The following is a 25,099-nucleotide window of genomic DNA, read 5'->3' on the forward strand; positions in this document are numbered from 1 at the left end:
GGTTCGCTGTTTTTCATAATCAGGCAATTCTTCCATCATAAATCATTCAGCATTTATAACAGGAGAGCAGATTGGAAAAACAAAGCTCGGAAAAATCTGAAACAAAAATATGAAAATAGACGATTTTTACTGTTTCAATTTATCCTTATTTTGGCATGCGTTGCCTAACATCTTCCTGACATATTCATGTGCTATACTCTTATTTGACTACGACTTTATTATTAGATTGTGACTTATATAACGGAAATAGAGGGAGGGAGTTCCCGTGAAAACCATTATGATAGCGGAGGATGAAAAACCCATTTCAATGGTTCTGAAAGCATATCTCCAGCGGGAAGGCTTCCAGGTCCTTCAAGTGTTTGATGGTGAAGAAGCTATGAATGTTTTTGCTGATAATAGCCCGGACCTTGTTTTGCTTGATGTGATGCTCCCAGGAAAAGACGGGTGGGAGATTTTGAAGGAAATCCGCCACAAAGGCACGTGCCCTGTTATTATGCTAACAGCCCTTGGGGATATTGATTATAAATTAGAAGGGTTCAAGACCGGTGCGGATGATTATATCTCAAAGCCTTTTGTGGCAGAGGAAGTGGTAGCGCGTGTGCATGCGGTGTTGAGGCGTTCTCCGGGTATCCTTGCTGAGGAAAATGTAAGGCAGTTTGGAAGCCTCAAGGTCGATTTGGATTCCTACAGCATCCAGGTGAATGGGAATGAAGTGAGTTTGACACCAAGGGATCTATCACTTTTTGTTTTTTTTGCAAAAAACCCGAACCAAATCTTTACGAGGGAACAGTTGATTGAACAGGTATGGGGATTGGATTATGACGGCAGCGACCGTGCCGTGGACCTGGCCATTAAACGCATTCGAAAAGCCTTAGAAAATTGGCCTGACAGGGACGGAGAAATTAAAACTCTACGAGGATTGGGGTATCAGCTGTGTGTTAATGAGAACTAAGAAACGGACAACGCTTCTAAGGTATTGGACAACAAGATATGTCCTGACCCTTTTTGTAGGCTTGCTATTTTTAGGGGTCTTTTCGATGTGGTGGATGCAGCAGACTGCCCTTGAATACCGTCTCAATTTATTGAAATATTTATCGGATGAGACGGCCGATCGGGCGATTAAGGATAATGGCAAAGTAGTCAGTGGGCCTATTTTATCCGGCATTATCAATGAACGGGAAAAAATTCTGCATCTGAATAAAGAGCCAATCATTTATATAACGGATCCGGATGGACTGATTATCTTCACAAATCCGCAAATCTATATAAAAGAAGGAGAAGATCGAATTCAAAAACCGATTCTCCATAGTAAGAATAGCGTTCAAAAGGTGAAATTGAATAATGGGAACAAGGTATTTGTGGTAAAGTCCCCAATAGAATTTTCGGAAAAACTATATGGCTGGGTCTTTATCGTCCAGGATGAAAGCTCGCTAAAAGAGGTTAACCAAGACCATGGATTGCTTGCATTCATGCTGGTGAGCCTGGGGATTTTAGGTTTAGCAGTAATTTATGTACTTTCCCGGCGGGTGTCCCGGCCAATTCAAAAAGTGGCCAGGGCTGCAGCACAAATTCGGGAGGGTAACTATGATATCGATTTGCACGAAGATGCCCGGGAGGAAGAAATATACGAACTGGTTCAATCCTTTAAGCAGATGACGAACCGGCTGACTCAACTTGAAAAGTTAAGGGCCGAACTGTTTGCTGGCGTAACCCATGATTTAAAGACACCGGTTACCTCAATCAGCGGTCTGGTGCAAGCTGTTAAGGATGATGTGGTGACAGGGGAAGAAAGCAAGGAATTCCTCGATATTTCGTTAAAAGAAATAAAAAGGCTGCAAAGAATGATTGAAGACCTTCTTGACTTCAATGCCATTTCATCGGGAGCATTTACAATTAAGGTAAAGCAGGAGAATTTAAATGAGCTCATTAAAGAAATCGCTTATCAATGGAAGGTAACACAGGAGGACCAGAATTTCGAATTAAATATCAATGTACCAGAGAAGCTGCTCTTTGGTATGGTAGATTCCTTGCGATTGCAGGAAATACTCATTAATTTATTGAATAATGCGAAGCAAGCACTGGCAGAGGACAGAAAAATCGAAATATCCCTTTACAAAAGCTTTAACAATCGAATAAATATTGATGTAACTGACCGCGGCAGAGGAATACCGGCGGAAGAACAAGGGTATATTTTTGAACCGTTCTACAGGGGAGAAAAGAAAAAGCTCCAAGTTCGAGGGCTCGGACTCGGGCTTCCTTTTAGCAGAATGTTGGCTAAAGCGCAAAAAGGGGACCTCGTCCTTAAGGAAAGCAGTGATTCCGGGACCACGTTTACTATATCCTTGGTCCACAAGGCGGAAACTCCATATAATCAGTTGAAAAGCTAAACTAAATAAGGTTGTCCCGGGTTAGGGACAACCTTATTTAAAGAATAAAATTAATTGATCAGGCTAATTGCTCTCCACAATTGGATATTGCGAACCCTTCTGGGAAGGAACCGGCCCATTTCTTCTTCATTGTAACCGGCGTGTAAATTTTTATGGTCAAAGACAATGGGGCGCCGCAGCAGGTCAGGATTTTCCTGGATGATTTTGCATAACTCATTTAACGGTGTGTTATTAATGTCCAGTTTTAGGTTTTTGAATTTTTTGGAGCGTGTCGAAATGATCTCATCTGTTCCGCCTTCTGTTTTCCTCAGTATTTCCTTTATCTCGTCCACTGACAGAGGCTCTGCATATATATTTCTTTCGTTGTATGGGATGTCGTTTTTTTGAAGCCATGCTTTTGCTTTTCTGCAAGCGAGGCTGCTTGGAGTTGTATAAATGGTAACCAATCGAATCGACTCCTTTTGTTTTAAATGCTATTATTTTAGAGATTTTAGTTTGTTATTTTATTTGTTTTTTGTGATACTCTTACTTTATCTTTAAAATGTGTCAGCTAAATGTCAGGAAAGTATTTTTTTCTAGACATTTTCATTTTTCCAAGCTATACCTTGCGAATAATCAGGTTATACCAAACTTCATAGGCGGGATGAAAAAAGGAAGTGCTTTGATGAAGAAGTATCACATGCTTTTATGTACACTGATGCTATTTTTTGTAATAAGCGGATGTAACGCTGGCACACGGGGTGCTGCAACAAAAGATATAGAACTCACCGTCTCCGCAGCAGCTAGTTTAAAAGATGCCCTAGAGGAAATCAGGGATGAATATGAAAAAGAAAACGAACGAATTGACATCCACTTTAACTTCGGGGCTTCAGGTACTTTGCAGCAGCAAATCAGTCAGGGGGCGCCTGTGGATTTATTTTTCTCAGCTGCACAGGACAAATTCAATGCATTAGTAAAAGATGGAATAATAGAAACCGAGCGGAATCTATTAGGGAATGAGATTGTTTTGGTTATCCCAAAACAATCAAAGTTAAAGACTCATTCCTTTGATGATCTTAGGAATGTTTCAAAAATAGCAATCGGCACTCCCGAAGTCGTACCTGCAGGGGAGTATGCGCGCGAAACGTTAAAGACCATTGCGCTGTGGGATAAGGTAGAACCAAACATTGTTTATGCAAAAGATGTGAGGCAGGTCTTGACCTATGTTGAAACTGGAAATGCTGATGCCGGCATTGTTTATCGGACGGATGCAATACGATCTAAAAAAGCTGAGATTGTGGCAGAGGCCCCTCCAGGAAGTCATCAAGAAATTATTTATCCAATGGGTATTATAAAAAATTCCAACCATCTTACGGAAAGCCAAGAATTTTATCAATATTTGCAAGGAGAAAAGGCAATGGATATTTTCGAAAAATACGGATTTAAGGTCTTAGATTGACATGGCTGAAGATTTTTGGTCGCCGGTTGGCTTGTCGGTCAGGGTGGCAATTTTATCCGGGATTATCGTTTTCATATTTGGCACGCTCATAGCAAGGCTGCTGGCACGAAAGAAATTCAGAGGACAGCTTTTTATTGAGACGTTAATCATATTGCCGCTTGTCCTGCCGCCATCAGTGGTTGGTTTTTTGTTGATTGTAATCTTTGGTAAAAATAGTCCTGGAGGCCGCAGTATTGAATGGTTGTTCCATCAGCCTGTCATGTTTACGTGGTGGGCTGCAGTCATTGCCTCGGTAGTGGTTGCTTTCCCTTTGATGTATCAATCCGCAAAAACAGGATTTGAGGGGATTGACAGTGATATTGAGAATGCGGCCCGAGTAGATGGGGCGAATGAATGGAAAGTGTTTATAGGAGTAGCGCTTCCTTTGGCTGCTAAATCAATCGTTGCCGGGGCCATTCTAAGCTTTGCGAGAGCTCTTGGGGAATTCGGGGCCACCCTGATGTTTGCGGGCAATATTCCGGAGAAAACGCAAACAATACCCACAGCAATATATGTTGCGATGGATTCAGGGGACATGGAAACCGCCTGGATGTGGGTTGGAATGATGGTGTTGATCTCCTTTGCCATGCTAATGCTGGTGCATCTTATAAAGGATTGAATTCGGCAGCTCTGTTTTATATTCCTTTCAATAAAATTATACGAAGAAAAGAGGGCTTTTTGTGCTGACTTTTGAAGAAAAAATAAAAATTATTGAATCATTCCCGGAACTTGAACGAAAAGATGTTTCTCTTGGAAGGGTCAACTTTCATTTTGCAGGGAGTGTTCACGAGAAAAAGCTTGTAGTCCAGCATTTGCATCCCAATGGGAATGGGTTTGTCTACGCAGGCCATTTGCCTAAAAAGGAAAAGTATAACAAGGGGTTCGTTAATATCAGGGAATACTCTGAGAGTAAACTTCGACAAATAGTGAAGGATAGCATTTCGTATCTTTCTATCCTCCCCGTGCAGGAAACAGGCGGGGAAGAAAATACTTACCAAGATGTAGAGGGCATATGGGTCGGACCGGGTAGACAGGAGCTCATCGTAGCCAATGAGGATTTGCTTTGGAACGTATATTCCGGTATAAACCTTGAGGAGTGCTTTGAATCACCAGTAGAAGCGACGCGCTATTTGAGAGAGGAAGGGTTCCGAAGAAAAATGTAGAATTGTGGTAAAACTTGTCGTTAATTTTTTTGGCGGTAATCTTGTTTTTTTAAAGTAGAACAGTTATACTAAAGACAATTATTTTTGTGCGGAATAAGTTTAAAAGAGCGATCCATCTTAGGTTTCCTCTTGAAACATTATCCTAAATCAAGAATAGTAATAAAAAGGATTTTTTTCCAAACAGGAGGAACTATACATGGTTCAAGGTAAAGTTAAATGGTTCAACGCTGAAAAAGGTTTCGGTTTCATCGAAGTAGAAGGTCAAGACGACGTATTCGTACACTTCTCTGCTATCCAAGGTGACGGCTTCAAAACTCTTGAAGAAGGTCAAGAAGTTACTTTCGAAATCGAGCAAGGTGCTCGTGGACCACAAGCAGCTAACGTTCAAAAATAATTGAACGCTGAAAAAGACTCCTCAGGGGGTCTTTTTTTATTGAATAAGAACATACTTGGTACATAAGCGTTCATGTAAGTGATAAAGAGGGGTGTTATTATCAACATTGTGTCAATAATCCTTGGGGGATTCCTAGGTAGCATATTCCGTTTTTACACCGGGGAATGGGTCAAGCATCAGAATGCAGGATTTCCTATTGGCACGTTCCTTATCAATGTGGTGGGCTGTTTCTTTCTCGGATGGCTGTTAACCTATTTTGCTAAGAAAAAACACATGAATCAACAAATCGTATTATTTTTAGGAACCGGGTTTACGGGTTCTTTTACAACATTTTCTACCTTCTCTGTGGAAACATTCATTCTTGTAGAGAGGGGGCATGTTATATTGGCTGCTTCATATGTCCTTTTAAGTGTCCTCTTGGGGCTTAGCTTTGCATTCGCAGGGAAAGCATTGGCTGACTTATTACTTACAAAACATGGTGATTCCGCATGATCTGGTTAATCGGGGCAGGGGGAGCAATTGGCGCAGCTGCCAGATACTTATTAGGTGCTTTCTTAAAGTCAAGAGGGAAAGGGGAGTTTCCTGCCGGTACATGGCTGATTAATATCACAGGTTCACTGCTTTTAGGAATGCTTACCGGGCTGTATGTGTCGCAGTCGTTGGCACCATGGTTGTGGAATTTGTTTGGAATTGGGTTCTGTGGAGCTTATACCACTTTCTCTACTTTTGGTACAGAAAATATGGCGTTGATTGAAAAGAAAAAATATAAGATTGCATTATTTTATATAGTATCCACCGTAATTACAGGGATTTTGGCTGCGGCAGCCGGATATTTTCTTATTTTAAAATTTATTCAGTAAAAAAGGCTGCCCTCAAGGAGATTCCTCCTTACAGGCAGCCTTTTTTACATTTCTATTTGGCTAAAATAAACTGAGTCTGGTTTAAGCTTATAACTTTAACTTAATTAATGAATGAGTTAGCTGATCTGTTTATAAATCATCAAATCCATTATCGGTATGATTGACCTTCGTATATTGCCGCGATTTCTGCTCAAAGAAATCGGGTGCTTATTTCTGATGCTCATCACTCAGATAAATTGTATTCGGCTAATAACGATGTGGAACACATTGGCATCAATGGCAGTAAGAAAGAGTATGTCAAAAAAGGCATCTATCATCTAAATAATATTACTGTTGCAGTTCATTATTTTGATAATTGGATTTATTTGTTTTCAAGCATTATCGCTATCTTTTTCATAAGCAATCACTACAACATCTTTATCGGTTTGCTCGCTTAGCTTATTTTCAAGAGATTTAATCTCATTTACTAAGCTAGCTGACAAGTCCGCAGAGGTGTATGAGTTGTCAGTTTTCATATTCATCACTCCTTTGTTATACTTTTTCCTTTTCGGAGATGGTTATTCTTACAATTTATATAAAAAAGCGTGGCTCAGCTAATGAGTCCACGCTTTTTTATATATGTTATCCAGTGGTGAGCTTTCCTGATTAAATGATTAGAATAGTCCTTAATAAAACAGACTTCCTAACTCTTAATGGTTCACCATTTTATCCCCTGGTTTATTATAAACTGCAAGTTTTTCAATAAGTGCCGAGCTGTCCTTGTTAAGTCCAAATATCTGCACGGTCTTTCCATTTTCATTGTATTTTAAGACTACTTTATCGATTGCGCCTACAGCAGAATCGTCCCAAACATGGGAGTTAGAAAAATCAATAACGATCGTTTCAGCTTTTTCTTTGAAGTCAAACCTTGAGATAAAGTCATTTACCGAGGCAAAAAATAATTGTCCTTTTATATGATATGTGCTTGTTTTTCCGTTCTCAGTCTTTTGAACATACACTTTGGACATTTTAACTGCAAAGAAAATCATGCTAAGGAAAACACCTGCAAATACACCTTTTGATAAGTCATGTGTGTAGACTACAGTTGCTACGGTTACAAGCATCACGATCGTATCTGTTTTTGGCACCAAATGCAGTTTGGTAAGGGATGACCAGTCAAACGTTCCAACTGAAACCATGATCATTACGCCAACGAGCGCAGCCATTGGGATTTTAATCAGCAAATCATTTAAAACAACAATCAAAATCATCAGGAAAACACCGGCTACCAATGTTGATAACCTTCCACGGCCCCCGGATTTAATATTGATACCAGATTGGCCGATCATGGCACATCCAGCCATTCCGCCAAAGAAGCCGGCCACGATATTCGCAATTCCCTGACCACGTGCCTCTTTATTCTTATTGCTATCGGTATCTGTTAAATCATCTACAATTTGTGCTGTTAATAATGATTCAAGCAGTCCTACAAATGCCAAGGCAATCGAATATGGCAAAATAATCGATAGCGTCTCCCAATTGAGAGGGATATTCGGCAGCATGAACATTGGCAGTGCCTGTTTTAGCTCTCCCATGTCACCGACTGTACGGACGGAAGCTCCCGCTGCAATTGAAATGATTGTGATGATAATAATTGCAACCAACGGGGAGGGGATTGCTTTCGTTACCCGTGGAAAAAGATAAATAATTGCCAAAGCCCCTGCAGTCATTGCATACATTTCCCATGATTCGCCGATAAAATGCGGCAGTTGGGCTGTAAATATTAAAATTGCCAGCGAGTTGACGAACCCAATCATAACGGAGCGTGGAATGAATTTCATGAGCCGCCCGATCTGAAGAACACCGAGAATGATTTGGATAACACCTGTCAAAATAGTGGCCGCCAATAAATATTGCAACCCGTGGCCTTTCACCAGGTCAGCCATTACCAATGCCATCGCCCCGGTAGCAGCAGAGATCATTCCCGGTCTTCCGCCAACAAAGGAAATCACAACGGCAATACAAAAAGAAGCGTACAAGCCGACCATCGGATCCACACCTGCAATAATGGAAAAAGCAATTGCCTCGGGAATCAAAGCTAAAGCAACAACAATGCCAGATAATATATCTCCTCTAACATTGCCAAACCAATCCTGTTTTATTGTTTGTAAATTCAATAGAACACCCCTTCTAGTTTTTTTCTTAACGATCGCAGAGTCATCGTTTTTTAAGATGGCTTTCAACTCTCATGAAAGCCGGGGCCGTTTTCAATGCTATCGATTATAACATGTTTCTCTATGAAATTGTACTCTTCATGAAAGCGTATAAAACTCACTGTTTCTAAATTAATCTTTGTTTTACTCCAAATATCTTATATAGATTATTTTCTAGCTGGAAATGCAGAAATTTGATCAATAATACTTGCCTTTTAGTGGTACTATTGGAGTAAAAATGATGAGAAAGGGGGACTGATTTTATGTTCCGGAAAATTTTATTGGCTGCCGACGGGTCAGAGCATGCCTTTCGTGCCGCGGAAAAGGCTGCTGAAATGGCAACTTGGAAGAAAGCCAGGATTACAGTGCTGTACGTTGTCGATAGTTCCACATCCAAAAACGATGTGCTTTTAGAAGGGGATAGGGGAGCGGTTAATGAGAGACGGAAGCAGAGGTTATCTCCCATTGAAAATCTATTAGCAGAAGAAGATGTAGAATACGATATTAAGATATTAAAAGGTGATCCCGGTCCTGCCATTGTCGAATATGCGAACCAAAATGGGTATGACCTTGTAGTGGTCGGCAGCAGAGGATTGAATTCCCTTCAAGAAATGGTACTTGGAAGTGTCAGCCATAAAGTGGCGAAGCGTGTTCATTGTCCTGTAATGATTGTTAAATGACATAAAAATGCCCTGCTCTCTGAGAGGGCATTTTGTTTGTTAAAATTAAGAAAATCAACGTATGATTGATGCCTTAATTTTCAAAGTAATTGACATACTGTATTGGTATTGCCACAGGATGAGCTGAATTAAGTTATGATTCCTTTATGCAGGGCGATTATTCTTTCAATTATAGCCTTTCGCTGGAAGACCGATCTTTTGTATCATCCTTATCTCTTTCTTCCTCGTACTCCATATCTATGTCTTCAAGTGGCAGATCATCAACTGGCATAACAACCTGGTCCCTCTCCTTTTGATCCTTCCAGTTTTCCCTGAATGCTTTAGAATTGTCGTTTCTTTCTCTCAGGATCTGATCCTTTTCAGAGTTTTTCATGATAATCCCTCCGTTTTCCTTTTTTACCTACTTTCCCTTTGGGGACTAAAGTAAAACGTGTGTTTAGTATGCCTTGTATTTGCAACAGGGTGTTAATCATGACACTCTTTTTAGCGGAAACTGAAAAAGGAATACTAAAACTGACAGATTATGATGGTTTTTATCACCCTCTCAAAAGGGTAATTTAAAGTGAGGTGTTCATGAAAAGGTGGGATTTACAGTGGATTTCTTGTTTATTTTCTTATATTTTTTAATCATTGCTCTCGTCATTGAAATATCTGTCATTCTTTTTAATTTTACAGGTATGAAAAACAAAGTTTCGAGATTCCAGGTTATTTCAATGTTAACGGGTACAGGGTTCACTACAGATGAATCAAAGGTAATCATTGACCACCCCGTCCGCCGAAAAATTGCGGCATTCCTCATTTTATTCGGGGCATTTTCACTGGCTGTGATTATCTCTTCCATAAGTAACATACTTGCAGATGATCTGCGTATCAAGGAGCTGTCGTTTATTTGTGCAGGTCTTATACTTTGTATCGGGGTTCTATATACACCATGGGTAAAGAATCGTGCCACAAAAGAAATGGAGGAGGAAATGGAGCAGCATTACCAAATGTATGAGCGGCCTATTAAAGATGTCCTTTATTTAGGAAAAGACGATTTGGTTACTGATATTGTCGTTACTGAAGGGTCTAATCTAGCTGGCAAGCAAATAGAGGATGTCATTTCGAAAAAGGATGACATAAGCATTCTTTTTATAAAACGCGGGAAGATGCAGATTCGGCGAGAATTGTATGACAGTGTCATTCGCGCGGGGGATCAGATTTTCCTGTATGGCAATGGAAAGGAAATAGAAGATAAATTTAAGAATGAATTGGAAAAGAAGAGACAAATGGAAGAAGATGGGGAACCACACGTATAACTCTTCTATAGGGGAAAATAGACACAAGCCGATAAGTATATGCTTCCTTCCTAAAAAGAACTGAAAAGAACGGTGGCCAACCGAAAAGATTAATTGCTGAAAATCGCAAAAAATCAATTTGAAATAGATTGTATAAATAAGCTATGATATATATTATATTAAATTGAAATGAGGACAATATTGCAGCACGTAAGGTTGGTCAAACTGCACAGGGCTAGAGAAGCTTATTTTTCCTCGTCCTATGTAGTTTGGGTTTACATAAGCTCTAAAGGAAACTTTATTGCTAAAATGTAAACTTCGGCTGTAAAGATACATTTTTTTTGATACTTACAGTTTGATGTAAGGGAGGTTTACACCTAATAAATTGGCAGGCCTTTTTCTAAAGAGCCGCCGTGGATAAAATCGCGAATGGATGGGAATGAACAGGCTTTATGCTTTTACGGTGGTTTTGGAGGGTTGTCCTCCTACTTGCATTATTATACATAGTCCCGTATTCGTGGACATTGATTTTCGCGTTTGTGACGGCGATGCTGCTTGAGGGATTTATCCATTCCATCAGCAAAACGTTCAAACTTAACCGGCTCTGGTCCGTTTTGATTGCTTTTATTGTGTATGTTGGAGGTTTACTGGGTGCGGTATTCATTATCGTTTCTGTTTTGACCAAGCAGGTCATTACCCTTTCCCAAAAACTCCCGGGAGTGGTTAAGGATTTATACAATACTGCAGTGTTGCCTTTTATCAGGAAGTGGGAAAATTATTCCCAGTCTCTTCCTACAGATGTGATTAGCTCTGTCGAAAATGCGCTCGAAAGAGGAATTTCCTCGTTGGAGACCTTTGCTAGGAATCTGGTTGAAGGTTCTGTGCAGCTTGTTGCGATCGTGCCGGGATTTTTAATTGAATTTTTAATTTACTTGATCGCTTTGTTCTTATTTTGCCTCGAGTTCCCGCGCATAAAACGGAAAGTGCGGAATTTCCTGCAGGAGTCAACCTATCAGAAGCTATCTTTGGTATTCGAGGATTTAAACAAAGCAGGAATCGGCTTCTTAAGAGCACAGCTTTTCTTAAGCCTGATAACATTCACGATGGCCTACATAGGTCTATGGATTCTTAATGTCCCATATACGTTGTTATTGTCCATTTTAATTGTAGTTGTTGATATTCTGCCGATTTTAGGAACCGGTTCAGTTTTGGTTCCATGGGCGATTGTCGCCATGCTGCAAGGGAACCAGCATCTAGGCATCGGTTTAATTATCATGTTCATAGTCATCACGATCATCAGGAGGATCGTCGAGCCAAAGGTTTATTCGGCAAGCCTTGGTTTGACTCCATTAGCGGCTTTAGTCAGCTTGTACCTGGGCTTTAAAATTCTTGGCTTTGTTGGACTATTTTTAGGCCCAGCATTGGTGATTATTTATGAAACTTTAAAAAAAGCGGGCGTCATTAAAAGAAATATTCAAATATAAATGAAAAAGGCAAAGGGCATCTTATAAAAATGTTCCTTCGCCTTTTTTCATTTCTTTTATATGTCTTGTTGTTTTACCAAGCCCATTACATTGTGTGCAGAAGCGGGAGAAAAATTGGAGGAAGGGCACTCGCCCTCTTCCTTTGCAATGCCTGCATATATTGACCACCTTCACTATAAATCGCCTCCTTTTTATAAGAGTTCCCTGACATGCCAGAGAAGATACGTTTTGATCAAACGAGTATTTTATTAAGTTGGAGAATAGAGAGGAAAGAGACTGCTGTCGGAAAGTAGTAAAATCCTTGACCTGAAAATTCTGATTGTTTCTTACTTTACTGTACCAAACACTAAACAAAAAGTCTTAGAGGGTGCTTCTCGTTAGTTGCAGGACAAGAAGTGACTAAAACGGTTCACTCGATTACATTATTGTTTTCAATGGATTGCTATAAAAGTAGCACGAATGTTGAACGGATATTTGACATTCTGGTTTACTATGACAGGGGCTAAGATTTCTTGAACGACTATGGAATAATTCCTAGTTTTTATTTGTTTCCTTCGTTTGTAAGAGTCTTTACTGCATTTGAGGGGTGGTTTACGTATTATCGCTTCATTGGGGATGGGTAAGTTAAGAAAAAATGATCCCATTTTTTCAATTGGATTTGGATGTTTATCTTGCCTGCTTGGCATTGCGGTGATCCTTTGGGGACACGATCAGTTGAATAGGAAAGTGTATCTCTATCAATTTATTATATGCAATCATGCATAAAATGACGATACGACACATTCTACGTGTATAAATAACTTTTTCTTTTGTGGATAAAAACAGCCGACTCAAAAGTGCCGGCTGTTTTTGATGCTGCAGTTCAGAAGTCTGTGCTGTATTAAGAGACAATTTCAGTCTGTGGAAGAGGGACTTGTTTCACATCTTCCACTTCCTGGACGGTTTTATAAATTTCAATATATCGGATATGGTGATCTTCCATTTCAATGATTTTGAAGCAGTAGGATCCATGCCGCAGCACATCTCCTTCTTGTGCTTCGTAATTTTCAGTAAGAATCCATCCCCCGATTGTATCGATATCTTCATCGGATATTTCAATATCTAACAAATCGTTGACTTCGCTTACAAGCACTTTTGATTCGACGACGAAATGGTCTTCTTTCACTTTTTGGACCATTGGGACTTCATCCATATCGAATTCATCACGAATATCGCCCACGATTTCTTCAAGGATATCTTCGACTGTCACTAGCCCGCTGGTTCCGCCATACTCATCCATCAGGATGGCCATATGAATCCGTTCCTTTTGCATTTTCAGCAGCAGGTCGTGAATGGGAATGTTGTCGATCACACGAATGATGGGGCGGATATAACTTGCGATGGACTGCCCGGATTTTGTTTCGTTAGAAACCATTTCTGTAAAAAGTTCTTTGACGTTTACCATCCCAATTACATGGTCCTTATCCCCGTCAATCACCGGATATCGGGTGAATTTTTCTTCTGTCACTACCGCAAGGAAATCTTCTACCGTATCCTCTTGGCTAAGGGTTACGATTTCTGTACGGGGAACCATGATTTCCTTGGCAATACGGTCGTCAAATTCGAAAATTTTATTTACATATTTAAACTCGGACTGGTTTATTTCACCACTTTTATAGCTTTCGGATAAAATAATGCGAAGTTCTTCCTCCGTATGGGCTAATTCATGCTCGGAAGCAGGCTTCAACCCGACCATTCTGGTAAGGAGACGCGCCGAACCATTTAATACCCAAATAAAAGGAAACATAATCTTATAGAAGAAAATCAGCGGTTTGGCCACCAAAAGGGTAACCGTTTCGGCTTTTTGAATGGCAAGTGTCTTTGGTGCCAATTCTCCGATCACCACATGAATGAAGGTGATGAACGCGAATGCCAAACCGAAGGACAAGATGCTCGAAGCAGCCTCCGGGATATTTAAATCAAGCAGCAATGGGTGAAGTATCCGGTCAATAGTCGGTTCCCCCAGCCACCCAAGGCCTAGTGCCGTAATTGTAATTCCAAGCTGGCAGGCTGAAAGGTACTCATCCAGAGCTGAGATCACACTTTTTGCCGAGACTGCATTCGAGCGTCCCTCTTCGATTAATTGGTCAATCCTTGAACTCCTCACTTTGACGATCGCAAACTCCGAAGCTACAAAAAATGCTGTCAAAGCAATTAAAATGGCTATAAAAACCAAGTTTATTATGTCCAAATATCATCCTTACTCACCTGAATGGCAAATAAGGAGTCCACCTCCTAAGGTAATAAAGTCTATCATGCATAATCCTTTTATTCTATAAATCTATATTCGCATCAGGTCATAAACTTCTGGAGCAGCCGGTTTCCCTCATGTATGGTTAGCGGAACTAATGATATATGTTTATAGCACAAAGCCCGGGCCGGAAGTTTATGTTCACTTATACGGACCAAATTCAATACCCCATGCTATCACCTCTTGATAAAAAATAAGTAAATAAGTTCATTATAGAAAAAGTAAATAATTCAGTCAAATCCGTTTATGGTGCCAAAAGCGTTGATTATTACAAGTATATGGTTGATAATTCCCGAATAGTAGCGAATTTCAAACTAAAACTGGCAATAAATTTACTGAATTTTCTAAAACATATAAATTGTTAAAATTTCGATACTAAAAAAGGAATATTCCCATAGGTTATTACTATGGAATGGGACAAGGGGGTGCACCGAAATTTTTGAAAAAATGATGGCAATCTTGATTGGCAGCTTATCGGTCGGCATCGGGGTAAATTTCTTTTTGGCACCATATCAGCTTTTGGACGGGGGGCTGATAGGAATTGCACTTCTCATACATTATTACTTTGGGTTCCCCATCGGTCTGACCACAATGTTGATCAGTATTCCACTTTACATATATGTATGGTTTTTTGAAAGAAAGTTTTTCTTCCATAGCATACACGGTTTGCTTTTTTCCTCGTTTTGCATCGACCTTTTTGCAAATATCGAGACAGATTGGGAATTGCCAGTTCTTGCAAGCGCTATTCTTGGCGGAATCATCATCGGTTTAGGAGTGGGGCTGATGCTGAGATATGATACAAGTACAGGGGGGACCGATCTAATCGCCCAGATAATTTCCAGGAATACTACCATTAACGTAGGAATTCTAATCTTCATAATTGATGGATGTATCATCCTTTCAGGGATTGGAATCGTAGGGTTGCCTGTTTTCTTTTATTCAAGTATGACCATTATTATTGTAGGGGTACTTACGTCGCTTACTTCAGTCAAAACCATGTAACAAAAACTTTGCTTTGGTGTTTTGAATCGTAAAATATTGGGAATATAATGTATGAACAAATTAATTTTTCAGAGGTGAGTAAGTTGGATAATGAGGCGATTATAAAGTTTAGAAATAAAGGAATCAAGATTGAAAAAACAAAGTCACGGCATGAGGTTTTTTCAAGCCTGTATGAGTCCGATCCTTCGTTACTTGGCCTCCAGACTGTAGCTAAAACAGATAGGTTAATGATGCAAATCGATGAACAAAAAATGAATGAGTTTTAATATACATATGGCATACCCCTTTGTTGGTGTGCTTTTTTTATGCGGTCGGGGTGGCCGGACAAACCGTAATATAAAACAATTCTCCTTAATAAGATATAGAGATGAAAGACAGGCAAAATATTTTTAAGGAGAACGACGAAGATGGATTATATAATAAATATTCTCGAATTATTAGCAAATTTAGGTTATGCTGGGATTGCCCTTGGATTGATGATTGAAATTATTCCAAGCGAGCTTGTGCTTGGCTATGGCGGTTTTTTAATCTCGAGCGGCAGGATTCATTTTTTTGGTGCCTTTTTAGCGGGTGTCGTCGGTGGGACACTTGCTCAATTAATTCTTTATTGGGCAGGCTACTATGGAGGGCGGCCGTTCTTAATAAAGTATGGAAAATATATTTTCATTACAGAGAGGCATATAGATGTCGCGGAACAATGGTTTCAAAAGTACGGAACCGGGGTCATTTTTACGGCCAGATTTATCCCGGTTGTCCGTCATGCGATATCGATACCCGCCGGAATTGCGAAAATGTCAGTTGTTAAATTTACCATGTTCACAATCGCAGCCATCGTTCCATGGACCATTTTTTTCCTTGTTTTAGGGAAGATGTTAGGAGGTAACTGGAGGGAGATCAAGGGCATTTCAGAGCCATATATTATCCCGGTTGTAATCCTAGCTTTTGTTATGGCCGTTCTTTATTATATTTGGCGAAGGAAGCATACACCGCCAATTGTCACTGTACATACGAAAATAAAAACGAAATAACCAGTTTTCTGGTGAATTGGCTTTGCTGCAAGAGGCGGCAAGGCTTTTTTGATGTTAATTTATTAGAAGGGTGTTTATGTTGAGCACATGTTTACGAAAGGGTGTTAATAGGCTAAATAAGTTAGCAAGTTAGAATTTTTTAATTCTGGGAGACAAGTCATGAAGCTAACTAAAAAAATTATCATTCGGTTGATTTCAGGCTATAGGTAAAATGGCAACCGTTGTTCTAACTGCTGAATTGGCTTCTATAGGCACAGCCGGTGTTCCTGGAGTAGGCTTGATTATGCTGGCGATGGTCCTTTCATCTGTCGGGTTGCCGGTTGAAGGAATCGGGCTGATTCTGGGGATCGACCGTATTCTTGACATGGCTAGAACAGCAATGAATATTACCGAGGACGCGGCCTGTGCAGTAATTGTGGCAGAACAGGAGAGAAGGCGGCAACGAAGATTGTAAACCTCGGGAAGGAGTTAAAAACAACGCCTGGATTTTTTTGATCCAGGCGTTGTTTCTGTATTTTTTTGCTGTTGTCATGATTCCTTGGAGGGATAATATGGCTCAACATGGATAATCGCATTTTTTATATCATGTTTATTATGAAGAAGTCTTTCAATTTCCTCTGTGATATCATGCCCTTCATTCACCGTTAAAAGAGGATCCACATGGATGGTCGCTTCCAGGAAAATTTCATTTCCATGCATCCGCGCTTTTAAGTCACTTGTATCCTTGACTCGGAGTGCAGATCCGATAGTCTCGTGGATTTGCTGCAGCAATTCTTCATCAAACCCATCCGTAAGCGTATGAGAAGCGTCCCGGAAAATTTCCCATGCCGTTCTGCAGATGATAAGGCCCACTACTATGGCGGCAATAGAATCAAGCCAGCCTGCTCCGAACTTTGTCCCAATAATTCCTACAAACGCGCCAATACTGACCAGGGCATCGGATTTATTGTCCTGTGCGACTGCATTCACAGATGCGCTGTTAAGACGTTTGCTTAGCCGCAGGTTATACCGGTAAACCCCAAACATAAATAGCGCTGAAAACAAAGCAGTATAGGCTGTAAGCATGCTCGGATCTTCCTGGGTGCCGCCAATAAATGCTTCAAATGCGCTGAAGATAACCTGTACACCGACTGTAATCATAATGAAAGCAGCAACGAGCGAGGAAATAGTTTCGGCACGCATATGGCCATATAAGTGATTTTCATCCGGAGGTCTCTTGGAAATCTTTAATCCGATCAAAACAGCTACTGAGGCAATGATATCCGTGGCATTATTTAAACCATCGGCCCATAACCCTCTTGAATTACCAAAATGGCCGATAGATAATTTTAAAGTCGCCATGAATATGTAAGCAGCTATGCTGAGATAAGCACCCTTTTCAGCAGGGCTGATTTTATTTTCCCGCAACATTCTTTTACCTCCGTTGAATAGTAAGACTAAATAAAGATAACAAACCAAAGTTGGGTAAGTCTACAGAAAAAATGTCGTATAACTGCATGTTTATTGGGCATTTTCACTGTTATTGTGTTAAGGTAAAGAAGTTGGTTCAAGCTAAAAAACGGGTACTTTTTTTGTATGAAGGTCGTTCTTTATGTTTTTTTTCTGCTTGAATTACCGTTAAACTAGTAGTATATTCTAACCGAGGAATAAAAAAAAATACGTCCACAAGGGGAGCCATATCATTGGCTGAGAGTGAACGAATTGAGTTCTGACCCTATGAACCTGTTAGTTAATGCTAGCGTAGGGATGTGGTTTTGGATTATGCAATGCCAGGGTGTATCCATTACCGCCCTGGCATTGCTTTTTTCGTTAAAAGGCAAATCACGGGTGTTCTCTTAATTGCTTTCCCCGAATGTGGAGAAGGGAGAAGGACAAATGAATAAGAAGACATTATTTGTAGTAGAGGTAGCCATTTTTGCGGCCCTTGCTTTTCTGCTTGACCTTGTTTCTAATTTCATCTTTTCGAGAATCTGGCCGCAGGGAGGCTCTGTATCGATTGCCATGGTCCCTGTGTTTCTGATGGCTTATCGCTGGGGAATCAAAGGTGGCCTTGCAACGGGATTTTTGCTTGGACTGCTGCAGGTAGTAAGTGGCACAGCTTGGATTGGGCATCCTGTACAAGGATTTATTGATTATTTCCTAGCCTTTACAGTTGTTGGATTTGCCGGGCTATTCGCAAAACGGGTAATAGAAAGCTATAGCGAAGGAAATAAAGGTAAAGGAGCGGTTTACGGGATTCTTGGCATGTTTGTTGGAAGCTTCCTGCGTTTTATTTGCCATTATGCTTCGGGCATCGTTTTTTTCGCTTCATCAGCGCCGAAAGGGCAGCATGTAGCCATTTTTTCTCTTTTATATAATGGAACATATATGTTAGCAAGCTTCGTTCTATCCTCAGTTGTAGTGATACTTCTATACTCGGCTGCCTCACGGGTGTTAATTAAAAATGTAAACCATGCAAGATGATAACCAATAACTAATCCTTGCCGACCCACAACAGAGCGGCAGGGATGTTTTTTTTGTTGTTCTGTTCTTGCTTAATAGGTAGGTTAGGATTTGTTATCAGGCAAAATGCTTCTTCGTTTCCAATCATTTTTCTATGAGATTCTAATATATAGCAGATGGTGGTATATATTTACCTTGAACGCATAAATATCATTTCGCGACGAATGGTTCCCCATCTTTGGGTAAGAAATAATAATATCTCATTTTTTCTACAAACAGGTTTAGCTATCCGCAGAAGTGGAAGGATTTATTGTAACAACTCCTGTTTAAGAAAAGTGGCGGAGATTCTTATCAATAAAAAGGAGGATCCATCATGGCTGAAAGAGAGCATGTTGTCCATAAAGACGGGCATGTAAATATCGGGAATGTTGATGAAGCTCTAAGCAAAATCGATCCTGGAAGAGTAGAGGATATTGTATCGAATTTTGAAATCTTTAAAAAGTATTTACACAGAAGGCTGGATGTAGCCCAGAACATTGGTTTAAATGAAGAACAGCTCACAAAAATCGCGCAGAAGGTCGCAGACTATCTTTCAGACAAAGTGGAACCCAGGAACCGGGAGGAAAAACTGCTTCAAGAGCTATGGAATGTGGGTAATGAAGAGGAACGCCAACATTTGGCACACATGCTTTTTAAACTTGTAGACGAGAAAAAATATTCATAAGAAAAAGCTGTCTTGCGCAAGTAAGTTATCGTGTGCGTTAGGCAGCTTTTTTAAATTGTAGACGGGAAAAGTTGCTTCCATGTTTTCTTACTTTGCGATCAAAACAGTACATGGAGCTTCATTCGCTACCCGGCTGGAGGTACTGCCAAGGAAAAATTTCTGTAATCCGCTTTTTGAACTGCTTCCAATAATAATCACATCACCGTCTGTTGTTTTCGCAAAGCTACAAATGCTTTCGGCGGGGTTGCCTTCTAGGATTTCAAATTTCCCTTCCACTCCAAACCCTCGCAATTCAGAAAGTGCTTTACTTCTTGCAAGAGCTAGACTGTCTTTCACGAGCGCATGTGTATCGTTGCTATGTTCTAATGTATTTTGCTCGATGTCCCTCACGTAATGAACTTGCGTAGGTTCAATATAAAATCCGTCATTTGCAAAGCCACGAGGGGATGGATTCCCTGCCGCTTTTTGTTGGACCCGTTCCTTGAATACGTGTACAACGGTCAACGTTGCATCCGGATAAGATTTTTTTAAGCTGGCTCCCCATTCTATTGCTTTTTTGCTGTTTTCGCTGCAATCAAACGCAGCAATTATATGGTTTAATTTAGGGAACATTCTTTTCAGCTCCTTTTCTCGTTCAATCCTTAAAAAACAATAAAAAATATATACGTCCTGTGGAAAGAAAACTTTATATAAAAGCGGCAGAAATATGAAGGTTACTTTTTCTAAAAATAAAATAATTTTTACTTGTTTTCCCTTTTTATTCAATATTAAGCATTTAACAATAGTGTTGGTGAAATATCAAGTGCAATTTTCCGACAAAAGCTAACAAATGAGACAATAGTCTAATGTTTATTTATGGAAAGTAGGATACTCTTGATAAAAGCCAGTAAAAAAGAGGTGGTATATATGCTTCATGCTGATGCAAAAATACACCCCACGATAAAACGCTGCTTGAAACACTTGCAAATCCTAGGTGCGGATCATAAGACAAGACAAATCGTATATATGTACATGGAGACGCTAGTCAGGGAAGTATCTTTGGCGCAATATACTGTCATAACAGAAACAACGTCCGATTTTGGAAAAAATCAAAACAAGAACTGAAAGTAAACAACCGCTCTATAAAGGGAGGTTGTTTTTTTGCATTTTTATAAGGGGGGCGTTTCAATAAAACTCCCTCTTTTTGATTTCATTATAGGTACAATCAAAGAAATTTTATTTTAGGTGTGAGTTTGGCTTCCTGAGGGTATAGAAAAAGAGTAATGATCCGCCGTATACATATTATAATTTATTTTTCCATTATTCGGGGAATAGGGGGTTTGTATGAAAGCAGTGATCGGTTTTTTTAGCGGGATAAAGAGTGTCACTCCTTCCTGGCTGATTCGGGGAAGCTTTATTATTTTTTCAGCTGTAACCGTGCTTGCAGTTGGTTTTTTAGCGTTGTTTAAACCTGAAACGAACATCAGCAATTTGAAGGACCAGCTCGAGCATTCGACAGAGATATATGATGAAAAGGGAAGGGTGGCCAGTAAAATCAGCGCCAATAAAACAGAGGGGATTTCAATAGAGGAAGTTCCGCCACATGTGATCAATGCGGTCATCTCCATTGAAGACCACCGGTTTTATGACCACAATGGAGTTGATTATAAGGGCATATCACGGGCATTTTTCATAAACTTAAAAGCCGGAGAAATTAAAGAAGGCGGCAGCACCATAACCCAACAGCTTACAAAAATTGGCCTTTTGGAAACCGACAGGACTTATAAAAGAAAAGTAGAAGAATTCTTTTTGGCCAGGGAGGTAGAAAAGGAATATTCCAAGGATGAGATTCTGGAAATGTACCTTAACCAAGTTTACTTCGGACACGGCGCGTGGGGAATTAAGCGCGCGGCTCAAGTGTATTTTGGTAAAGAAGTGAAAGATCTTACTGTTGCCGAAGGTGCGATGTTAGCGGGAATCATCAATGTCCCGGCTGCTCTCGATCCGTATAAGCATATGGATAAATCGATTCAGCGGCGCAATCTTGTGTTATCAAGGATGCAGGAGCAGGACTTTATAACCAAAACCCAATACAATGCAGCCTTGAATGAAAAAGTTGCATTGAATACGAAGTATAAAGGGGATCCCTTAAAAGGAAAATACCCTTATTATGTCGACCATGTCCTTTCAGAAGCCTCTCATACATATCACATTGAAATGGATGAGCTGTTAACCGGAGGATATAAAATTTATACTACACTTGACCAGGGCATGCAACAGGCAGTTGAAAAAGTATACCAGAACAATTCCATCTTTCCAAAAGGGACCAGTGACAAAATGGTCCAAAGCGGGGCGGTTCTATTAGATCCTAAAACAGGAGGGATCAAAGCTCTGATCGGGGGAAGAGGCGAACATCAATTCCTTGCTTATAACAGAGCCACCCAGCTAAAAAGGAGCCCGGGTTCTACAATTAAGCCACTGGCTGTCTATACACCGGCGCTTGAGGAAGGTTATACAATTTCGGACGAGTTAAAAGATGAAAAGATGGCTTTCGGGAATTATGAACCTTCAAATATGGGCGGGAAGTATAAAGGCGAGGTACCAATGTATGAAGCAGTTATGAAATCCCTCAATGTTCCCGCTGTCTGGCTGTTAAATGAGATAGGCGTTGCAAAGGGAATTTCTGCCCTTGATAGATTCGGAATTCCGTTGGATAAGGATGACCGAAACCTCAGCATCGCCCTTGGCGGAATGAAATATGGTGTATCTCCCCTTGACATGGCAGGAGCCTTTTCTGCGTTTGCCAATGAAGGAGAACGGGTTCACTCCCACTCTATCATCAAAATTGAGGATGCGAATGGCAATCTGGTTGCAAGCTGGAAGGAGCAGAAAACAAGGGTAACAACTAAAGCTGTCGCTGATGATATGACATCCATGCTTTTGGGAGTGGTTAATTTTGGTACAGGCAAAAACGCTGCAGTGAATGAATGGGAAATTGCCGGAAAAACCGGTTCGACTCAGCTACCCATAGATGGGATGGAAACGGGCGTGAAAGACCAGTGGTTTGTGGGGTATACACCTACCGTGGTCGGCTCGGTATGGACAGGCTATGATAAGACAGACGCCAAAAACCACCTTACGACACACAGCAGTGAAGGGGCTGCAATCATATTCCAGCACTTGATGGCTGAAGCCTTAAAGAATCAGGAACCTCAAGGATTTGACGTCGAGGGAATTGGCCCGCTGATTGAACAAAGGAAGAAACAGGAGGAACGTGAAGAAGTCCAGCGTTACTGGAATGATAAAAAAGTAGAAGTGGAAAAGGGCTTTAAAAAGTGGAGAGATAAAATCTTTGAAGGAAATGATCAGGAGGAAGGAGCTTACAAGCCTCCTTCGCCAACTGAACCTGTGGCACACAGCGGGAGTAATGTGAATCCGCCACAACAGGTCAAAGCAGATGAAAAACGGGAACAAGCAAGGCCAACGGGAGAATCAGGAGAAACCCAACAGCCAAAGAAAACGGAACAATCGCCTCCTCCGGCGGAGAATAAACAATCACAGCAGCCTAAGCCGCTGCCAGAGGAAAAGGAAGAACCACAAAAACCAAAAGAACAACAAGAACCACCAAAACCGAAGGAAAAAGAAGAACCAAAGCCCCCTAAGAAGAAGGATGAACCAATGCCTCCTAAGGAGAAGGATGAACCAATCCCTCCAAAGGAAAAGCCCAATGAGCCAAAGCCGGAAGAAAATCCTCCTAAAACCAGCGTTGGAAAACGGGTACTTAGCGAGCCCACAGAATGACTTAGCATGTAACAGGAAAGGAAACGGGAAGACCATTCCGTTTCCTTTTTAAATAAATTAGTTGTTTGTGATGTACTCTTTGTTAAGAGGTATAAAAAGTGGGAATGGAACGAAAAATAAAAAACTGCATGGAAAAAGACCGCCATTTATGAAAGGCAGTCTTGTTATCGGACTATTCTGTGCGGTAATTACAAATATTACTGGTTAATGATTGCTTTTTAAATTTGAATTGTATCCTTAGGATTCATATACAATTTATAATTTTTTTGCAGCTTTCCACCACAGTATTTTGTCACTGTGCTAACCATTTTTTGTACTTTTTTTCCTTCAATAATCACCTTAATGGAAGTCCTTTCCTCTATAGTAAGCATAAATGAAACTAACTTTGATAGCTTCGCCGCATCAATGATTTTATGTTTGAAAAGGAAATAGACATTGCCGTCAAAGCTGCTGACTTCCTGATATAGTGCCATCATTTGCTGAACGGATAATTTTTTATCTATTTTTATATCTGATGAGATGATTTCATACATAATGTGAATGCTCCTTTAGTTCAATCATTTTATATGTTTGTTAGCTAACTTGGTTATGTTTTTTATTTACCCGGAACAATAAAGTTGAAACCTTTTCGTTATATCAGAAAAGTGTTAAACCCTCTACATTCATTGATAGGCAGGGAGAGATGAGTCATATGTTAACCTTGATTAAAAATGGAGAAGTATATGCCCCCGAATATATTGGGAAGAAAGATCTTTTGTTAACTGGAAAACATATTGGTTTTATTCAGGATCATATTGAGGTACCCGAGCAGTTCGTTGAAGTAGAAATCATTGATGCTAAAGGGAAACTGGTGGTTCCAGGGTTCATCGATTCCCATGTCCATATTATAGGCGGCGGTGGGGAAGGGGGCTATAAAACACGTACACCTGAGATTCAATTGACAGATGCGACATTAGCCGGTATTACGACACTTGTAGGAGTAATTGGTACGGACGGGACGACCAGAACGATGGCAAGCCTGATTGCAAAAGCAAGGGCCCTGGAGGAAGAAGGGATTACTTGCTATGTTCATACAGGTTCCTATCAAGTGCCTGTAAAAACGCTTACAGGAAAAATTGAAGATGATCTTATCTTAATTGACCGTATCATCGGTGCAGGGGAGATAGCGATCTCTGACCACCGTTCATCCCAGCCGACAGTGGAAGAATTAGCGAAAGTGGCTTCTGCTGCCCGTATTGGGGGGATGTTATCAGGAAAAGCCGGTATCGTTAATATCCATGTGGGGGACAGCTTGGACCATCTAAATGTTATTGAAGAAGTAATCGATAAAACTGAAATTCCGATTCATCAGTTTTATCCGACCCATATCAACCGGAACCATCATTTATTTGAGGCAGGAGTCAAATATGCAAAAAAGGGTGGATTCATTGATTTTACAACAAGTTCCATTAAGAAATTCATTGAGGAGGGCGAGGTGAAATCCAGCAAAGCGCTTAAAAGGGCGCTTGAAGCCGGTGTAGATATCAGCAGGATCACCTTCACCTCGGATGGCCAGGCAAGTTTACCCGACTTCGATTCCACCGGACACTTGAGAGGCCTGAATATCGGAAAATGTTCATCCTTGTATAAAGAAGTTCGTGCAGCGATTGTTGAAGAGGGCGTCCCTATTGAAAAGGCAATCCGTGTTATAACGGAAAATCCAGCCCGTATCCTCAAGCTCTCACAAAAGGGACGAATTCAAAAAGGAATGGATGCTGACCTCGTGTTCCTCAATAAAGAAACGTTGGAAGTGGATTCCGTTTTTGCAATGGGACAGCTCATGGTGGAAAACGGCAAAGCTGTTGTAAAGGGGACCTTCGAAGAAAAATAGTGCCGTGTTGGCTATCATATGTTCAAATAGTGTTTCGCTGATATATTTT

27 protein-coding genes, 1 pseudogene and 1 riboswitch are annotated in these 25,099 nt (G+C 40.5%); of the genes and pseudogenes, 20 read left to right on the forward strand and 8 right to left on the reverse strand.

From position 1 onward, the window contains the following. The first annotated feature begins 265 nt into the window (after positions 1-265). Complete coding sequence (locus CUU64_RS11275; protein ID WP_101633726.1) at positions 266-952, forward strand: response regulator transcription factor; 687 nt, start codon at positions 266-268, stop codon at positions 950-952. After that, positions 942-2,387 carry a HAMP domain-containing sensor histidine kinase gene (locus tag CUU64_RS11280; protein WP_257985507.1) on the forward strand — a complete coding sequence of 482 codons (1,446 nt, stop codon included), beginning with the start codon at positions 942-944 and terminating at the stop codon, positions 2,385-2,387. Before CUU64_RS11275 ends, CUU64_RS11280 begins: the two co-directional genes overlap by 11 nt. Before the next feature lie 50 nt (positions 2,388-2,437). On the opposite strand, the gene spx is transcribed toward CUU64_RS11280, so the two are convergent. Further along, positions 2,438-2,833, reverse strand: coding sequence for a transcriptional regulator Spx (gene spx / locus CUU64_RS11285; RefSeq protein WP_101633728.1), 396 nt, complete (start codon positions 2,831-2,833; stop codon positions 2,438-2,440). Positions 2,834-3,048: 215 nt separating this feature from the next. Between spx and modA the strand changes: the two genes are divergently transcribed. From modA to crcB (CUU64_RS11315), 6 genes are all read left to right on the forward strand, one after another. After that, positions 3,049-3,825: a molybdate ABC transporter substrate-binding protein gene (gene modA / locus CUU64_RS11290; protein WP_257985508.1), complete on the forward strand. Its 777-nt coding sequence runs from the start codon at positions 3,049-3,051 to the stop codon at positions 3,823-3,825. Position 3,826: 1 nt separating this feature from the next. Further along, positions 3,827-4,483, forward strand: coding sequence for a molybdate ABC transporter permease subunit (gene modB, locus CUU64_RS11295; RefSeq protein WP_101633730.1), 657 nt, complete (start codon positions 3,827-3,829; stop codon positions 4,481-4,483). Positions 4,484-4,544: 61 nt separating this feature from the next. Further along, on the forward strand, positions 4,545-5,027 hold the full coding sequence (locus CUU64_RS11300) for a hypothetical protein (protein ID WP_101633731.1): 483 nt from the start codon (positions 4,545-4,547) through the stop codon (positions 5,025-5,027). Between the two features lie 196 nt (positions 5,028-5,223). Continuing rightward, entirely contained in the window at positions 5,224-5,421 is a 198-nt protein-coding gene (locus CUU64_RS11305; RefSeq protein WP_101633732.1) for a cold-shock protein, read from the forward strand. 108 nt (positions 5,422-5,529) lie between these two features. After that, positions 5,530-5,913 (forward strand): fluoride efflux transporter CrcB, encoded by a 384-nt coding sequence (crcB, locus tag CUU64_RS11310; protein ID WP_308302369.1) that lies wholly within the window; start codon positions 5,530-5,532, stop codon positions 5,911-5,913. Next, a complete protein-coding gene (crcB, locus tag CUU64_RS11315; RefSeq protein ID WP_101633733.1) occupies positions 5,910-6,281 on the forward strand; it encodes a fluoride efflux transporter CrcB in 372 nt (123 codons plus the stop codon). Before crcB (CUU64_RS11310) ends, crcB (CUU64_RS11315) begins: the two co-directional genes overlap by 4 nt. Positions 6,282-6,652: 371 nt before the next feature. Here the strand turns inward: crcB (CUU64_RS11315) and CUU64_RS22010 are convergent, their stop codons facing one another. Together CUU64_RS22010 and CUU64_RS11325 are read right to left on the reverse strand one after the other, a co-directional pair. After that, on the reverse strand, positions 6,653-6,796 hold the full coding sequence (locus tag CUU64_RS22010) for a hypothetical protein (protein ID WP_180954560.1): 144 nt from the start codon (positions 6,794-6,796) through the stop codon (positions 6,653-6,655). A 174-nt stretch (positions 6,797-6,970) separates the two neighbouring features. After that, the gene (locus tag CUU64_RS11325; protein ID WP_101633734.1) at positions 6,971-8,437 is read right to left on the reverse strand and encodes a SulP family inorganic anion transporter; all 1,467 of its coding nucleotides are present in this window, start codon (positions 8,435-8,437) and stop codon (positions 6,971-6,973) included. 299 nt (positions 8,438-8,736) lie between these two features. Here CUU64_RS11325 and CUU64_RS11330 point away from each other — a divergent pair, with 299 nt between their 5' ends. Then, positions 8,737-9,153 carry a universal stress protein gene (locus CUU64_RS11330; protein ID WP_101633735.1) on the forward strand — a complete coding sequence of 139 codons (417 nt, stop codon included), beginning with the start codon at positions 8,737-8,739 and terminating at the stop codon, positions 9,151-9,153. Between the two features lie 169 nt (positions 9,154-9,322). Here the strand turns inward: CUU64_RS11330 and CUU64_RS11335 are convergent, their stop codons facing one another. Next, entirely contained in the window at positions 9,323-9,526 is a 204-nt protein-coding gene (locus tag CUU64_RS11335; RefSeq protein WP_101633736.1) for a hypothetical protein, read from the reverse strand. Between the two features lie 220 nt (positions 9,527-9,746). On the opposite strand from CUU64_RS11335, the gene CUU64_RS11340 reads away from it, so the two are divergent. Beyond that, entirely contained in the window at positions 9,747-10,451 is a 705-nt protein-coding gene (locus tag CUU64_RS11340) for a TrkA C-terminal domain-containing protein (protein WP_101633737.1), read from the forward strand. A 431-nt stretch (positions 10,452-10,882) separates the two neighbouring features. Continuing rightward, positions 10,883-11,914 carry a sporulation integral membrane protein YtvI gene (gene ytvI / locus CUU64_RS11345; RefSeq protein ID WP_101633738.1) on the forward strand — a complete coding sequence of 344 codons (1,032 nt, stop codon included), beginning with the start codon at positions 10,883-10,885 and terminating at the stop codon, positions 11,912-11,914. 880 nt (positions 11,915-12,794) lie between these two features. Here the strand turns inward: ytvI and CUU64_RS11355 are convergent. Continuing rightward, positions 12,795-14,144, reverse strand: coding sequence for a hemolysin family protein (locus CUU64_RS11355; protein ID WP_101633740.1), 1,350 nt, complete (start codon positions 14,142-14,144; stop codon positions 12,795-12,797). A 510-nt stretch (positions 14,145-14,654) separates the two neighbouring features. On the opposite strand from CUU64_RS11355, the gene CUU64_RS11360 reads away from it, so the two are divergent. The 4 genes and pseudogenes from CUU64_RS11360 to CUU64_RS11375 all read left to right on the forward strand — a co-directional run. Next, positions 14,655-15,206 carry a YitT family protein gene (locus CUU64_RS11360; RefSeq protein WP_257985509.1) on the forward strand — a complete coding sequence of 184 codons (552 nt, stop codon included), beginning with the start codon at positions 14,655-14,657 and terminating at the stop codon, positions 15,204-15,206. Positions 15,207-15,289: 83 nt separating this feature from the next. After that, positions 15,290-15,472, forward strand: a complete 183-nt coding sequence (locus CUU64_RS11365; protein WP_101633742.1) for an Lmo0850 family protein — start codon at positions 15,290-15,292, stop codon at positions 15,470-15,472. A 141-nt stretch (positions 15,473-15,613) separates the two neighbouring features. Continuing rightward, positions 15,614-16,234, forward strand: coding sequence for an undecaprenyl phosphate transporter UptA (uptA, locus tag CUU64_RS11370; RefSeq protein ID WP_101633743.1), 621 nt, complete (start codon positions 15,614-15,616; stop codon positions 16,232-16,234). 208 nt (positions 16,235-16,442) lie between these two features. Continuing rightward, positions 16,443-16,688 (forward strand): annotated as a pseudogene (locus tag CUU64_RS11375) (cation:dicarboxylate symporter family transporter); the annotation flags it as partial. 74 nt (positions 16,689-16,762) lie between these two features. On the opposite strand, the gene CUU64_RS11380 reads toward CUU64_RS11375, so the two are convergent. Continuing rightward, positions 16,763-17,644: a cation diffusion facilitator family transporter gene (locus tag CUU64_RS11380; RefSeq protein ID WP_101633744.1), complete on the reverse strand. Its 882-nt coding sequence runs from the start codon at positions 17,642-17,644 to the stop codon at positions 16,763-16,765. A 247-nt stretch (positions 17,645-17,891) separates the two neighbouring features. Continuing rightward, positions 17,892-17,998: riboswitch (TPP riboswitch) on the forward strand. 111 nt (positions 17,999-18,109) lie between these two features. Here CUU64_RS11380 and thiT point away from each other — a divergent pair. Both thiT and CUU64_RS11390 read left to right on the forward strand, forming a co-directional pair. Further along, positions 18,110-18,697, forward strand: coding sequence for an energy-coupled thiamine transporter ThiT (gene thiT, locus CUU64_RS11385; protein ID WP_101633960.1), 588 nt, complete (start codon positions 18,110-18,112; stop codon positions 18,695-18,697). Positions 18,698-19,049: 352 nt separating this feature from the next. Then, a complete protein-coding gene (locus CUU64_RS11390; protein WP_101633745.1) occupies positions 19,050-19,400 on the forward strand; it encodes a DUF3243 domain-containing protein in 351 nt (116 codons plus the stop codon). 87 nt (positions 19,401-19,487) lie between these two features. Here CUU64_RS11390 and CUU64_RS11395 read toward each other — a convergent pair whose 3' ends face one another. Continuing rightward, positions 19,488-20,012, reverse strand: coding sequence for a universal stress protein (locus CUU64_RS11395; protein ID WP_142383619.1), 525 nt, complete (start codon positions 20,010-20,012; stop codon positions 19,488-19,490). 294 nt (positions 20,013-20,306) lie between these two features. Between CUU64_RS11395 and CUU64_RS11400 the strand changes: the two genes are divergently transcribed. Continuing rightward, positions 20,307-20,504: a hypothetical protein gene (locus CUU64_RS11400; RefSeq protein ID WP_101633747.1), complete on the forward strand. Its 198-nt coding sequence runs from the start codon at positions 20,307-20,309 to the stop codon at positions 20,502-20,504. Positions 20,505-20,723: 219 nt separating this feature from the next. Then, complete coding sequence (locus tag CUU64_RS11405; protein WP_180954562.1) at positions 20,724-23,180, forward strand: transglycosylase domain-containing protein; 2,457 nt, start codon at positions 20,724-20,726, stop codon at positions 23,178-23,180. Between the two features lie 218 nt (positions 23,181-23,398). Here the strand turns inward: CUU64_RS11405 and CUU64_RS11410 are convergent, their stop codons facing one another. Next, positions 23,399-23,713, reverse strand: coding sequence for a hypothetical protein (locus CUU64_RS11410; protein ID WP_101633748.1), 315 nt, complete (start codon positions 23,711-23,713; stop codon positions 23,399-23,401). A gap of 158 nt (positions 23,714-23,871) precedes the next feature. Here CUU64_RS11410 and iadA point away from each other — a divergent pair, with 158 nt between their 5' ends. Further along, positions 23,872-25,050: a beta-aspartyl-peptidase gene (gene iadA / locus CUU64_RS11415; protein ID WP_101633749.1), complete on the forward strand. Its 1,179-nt coding sequence runs from the start codon at positions 23,872-23,874 to the stop codon at positions 25,048-25,050. Positions 25,051-25,099 lie beyond the last annotated feature (49 nt).

Origin of the sequence: Bacillus sp. V5-8f (assembly GCF_002863565.1) — a bacterium.
GTDB lineage: Bacteria > Bacillota > Bacilli > Bacillales > DSM-1321 > Peribacillus.

Excerpts from the sequence above, each read along its gene's own strand:
- CUU64_RS11280 (WP_257985507.1), top strand. The coding sequence starts at position 942 with ATGAGAACTAAGAAACGGACAACGCTTCTAAGGTATTGGACAACAAGA.
- modB (WP_101633730.1), top strand. The coding sequence starts at position 3,827 with ATGGCTGAAGATTTTTGGTCGCCGGTTGGCTTGTCGGTCAGGGTGGCA.
- CUU64_RS11305 (WP_101633732.1), top strand. The coding sequence starts at position 5,224 with ATGGTTCAAGGTAAAGTTAAATGGTTCAACGCTGAAAAAGGTTTCGGT.
- crcB (WP_101633733.1), top strand. The coding sequence starts at position 5,910 with ATGATCTGGTTAATCGGGGCAGGGGGAGCAATTGGCGCAGCTGCCAGA.
- CUU64_RS22010 (WP_180954560.1), bottom strand. The coding sequence starts at position 6,796 with ATGAAAACTGACAACTCATACACCTCTGCGGACTTGTCAGCTAGCTTA.
- CUU64_RS11330 (WP_101633735.1), top strand. The coding sequence starts at position 8,737 with ATGTTCCGGAAAATTTTATTGGCTGCCGACGGGTCAGAGCATGCCTTT.
- CUU64_RS11335 (WP_101633736.1), bottom strand. The coding sequence starts at position 9,526 with ATGAAAAACTCTGAAAAGGATCAGATCCTGAGAGAAAGAAACGACAAT.
- ytvI (WP_101633738.1), top strand. The coding sequence starts at position 10,883 with ATGCTTTTACGGTGGTTTTGGAGGGTTGTCCTCCTACTTGCATTATTA.
- CUU64_RS11360 (WP_257985509.1), top strand. The coding sequence starts at position 14,655 with ATGGCAATCTTGATTGGCAGCTTATCGGTCGGCATCGGGGTAAATTTC.
- uptA (WP_101633743.1), top strand. The coding sequence starts at position 15,614 with ATGGATTATATAATAAATATTCTCGAATTATTAGCAAATTTAGGTTAT.
- CUU64_RS11380 (WP_101633744.1), bottom strand. The coding sequence starts at position 17,644 with ATGTTGCGGGAAAATAAAATCAGCCCTGCTGAAAAGGGTGCTTATCTC.
- thiT (WP_101633960.1), top strand. The coding sequence starts at position 18,110 with ATGAATAAGAAGACATTATTTGTAGTAGAGGTAGCCATTTTTGCGGCC.
- CUU64_RS11390 (WP_101633745.1), top strand. The coding sequence starts at position 19,050 with ATGGCTGAAAGAGAGCATGTTGTCCATAAAGACGGGCATGTAAATATC.
- CUU64_RS11395 (WP_142383619.1), bottom strand. The coding sequence starts at position 20,012 with ATGTTCCCTAAATTAAACCATATAATTGCTGCGTTTGATTGCAGCGAA.
- CUU64_RS11400 (WP_101633747.1), top strand. The coding sequence starts at position 20,307 with ATGCTTCATGCTGATGCAAAAATACACCCCACGATAAAACGCTGCTTG.
- CUU64_RS11405 (WP_180954562.1), top strand. The coding sequence starts at position 20,724 with ATGAAAGCAGTGATCGGTTTTTTTAGCGGGATAAAGAGTGTCACTCCT.
- CUU64_RS11410 (WP_101633748.1), bottom strand. The coding sequence starts at position 23,713 with ATGTATGAAATCATCTCATCAGATATAAAAATAGATAAAAAATTATCC.
- iadA (WP_101633749.1), top strand. The coding sequence starts at position 23,872 with ATGTTAACCTTGATTAAAAATGGAGAAGTATATGCCCCCGAATATATT.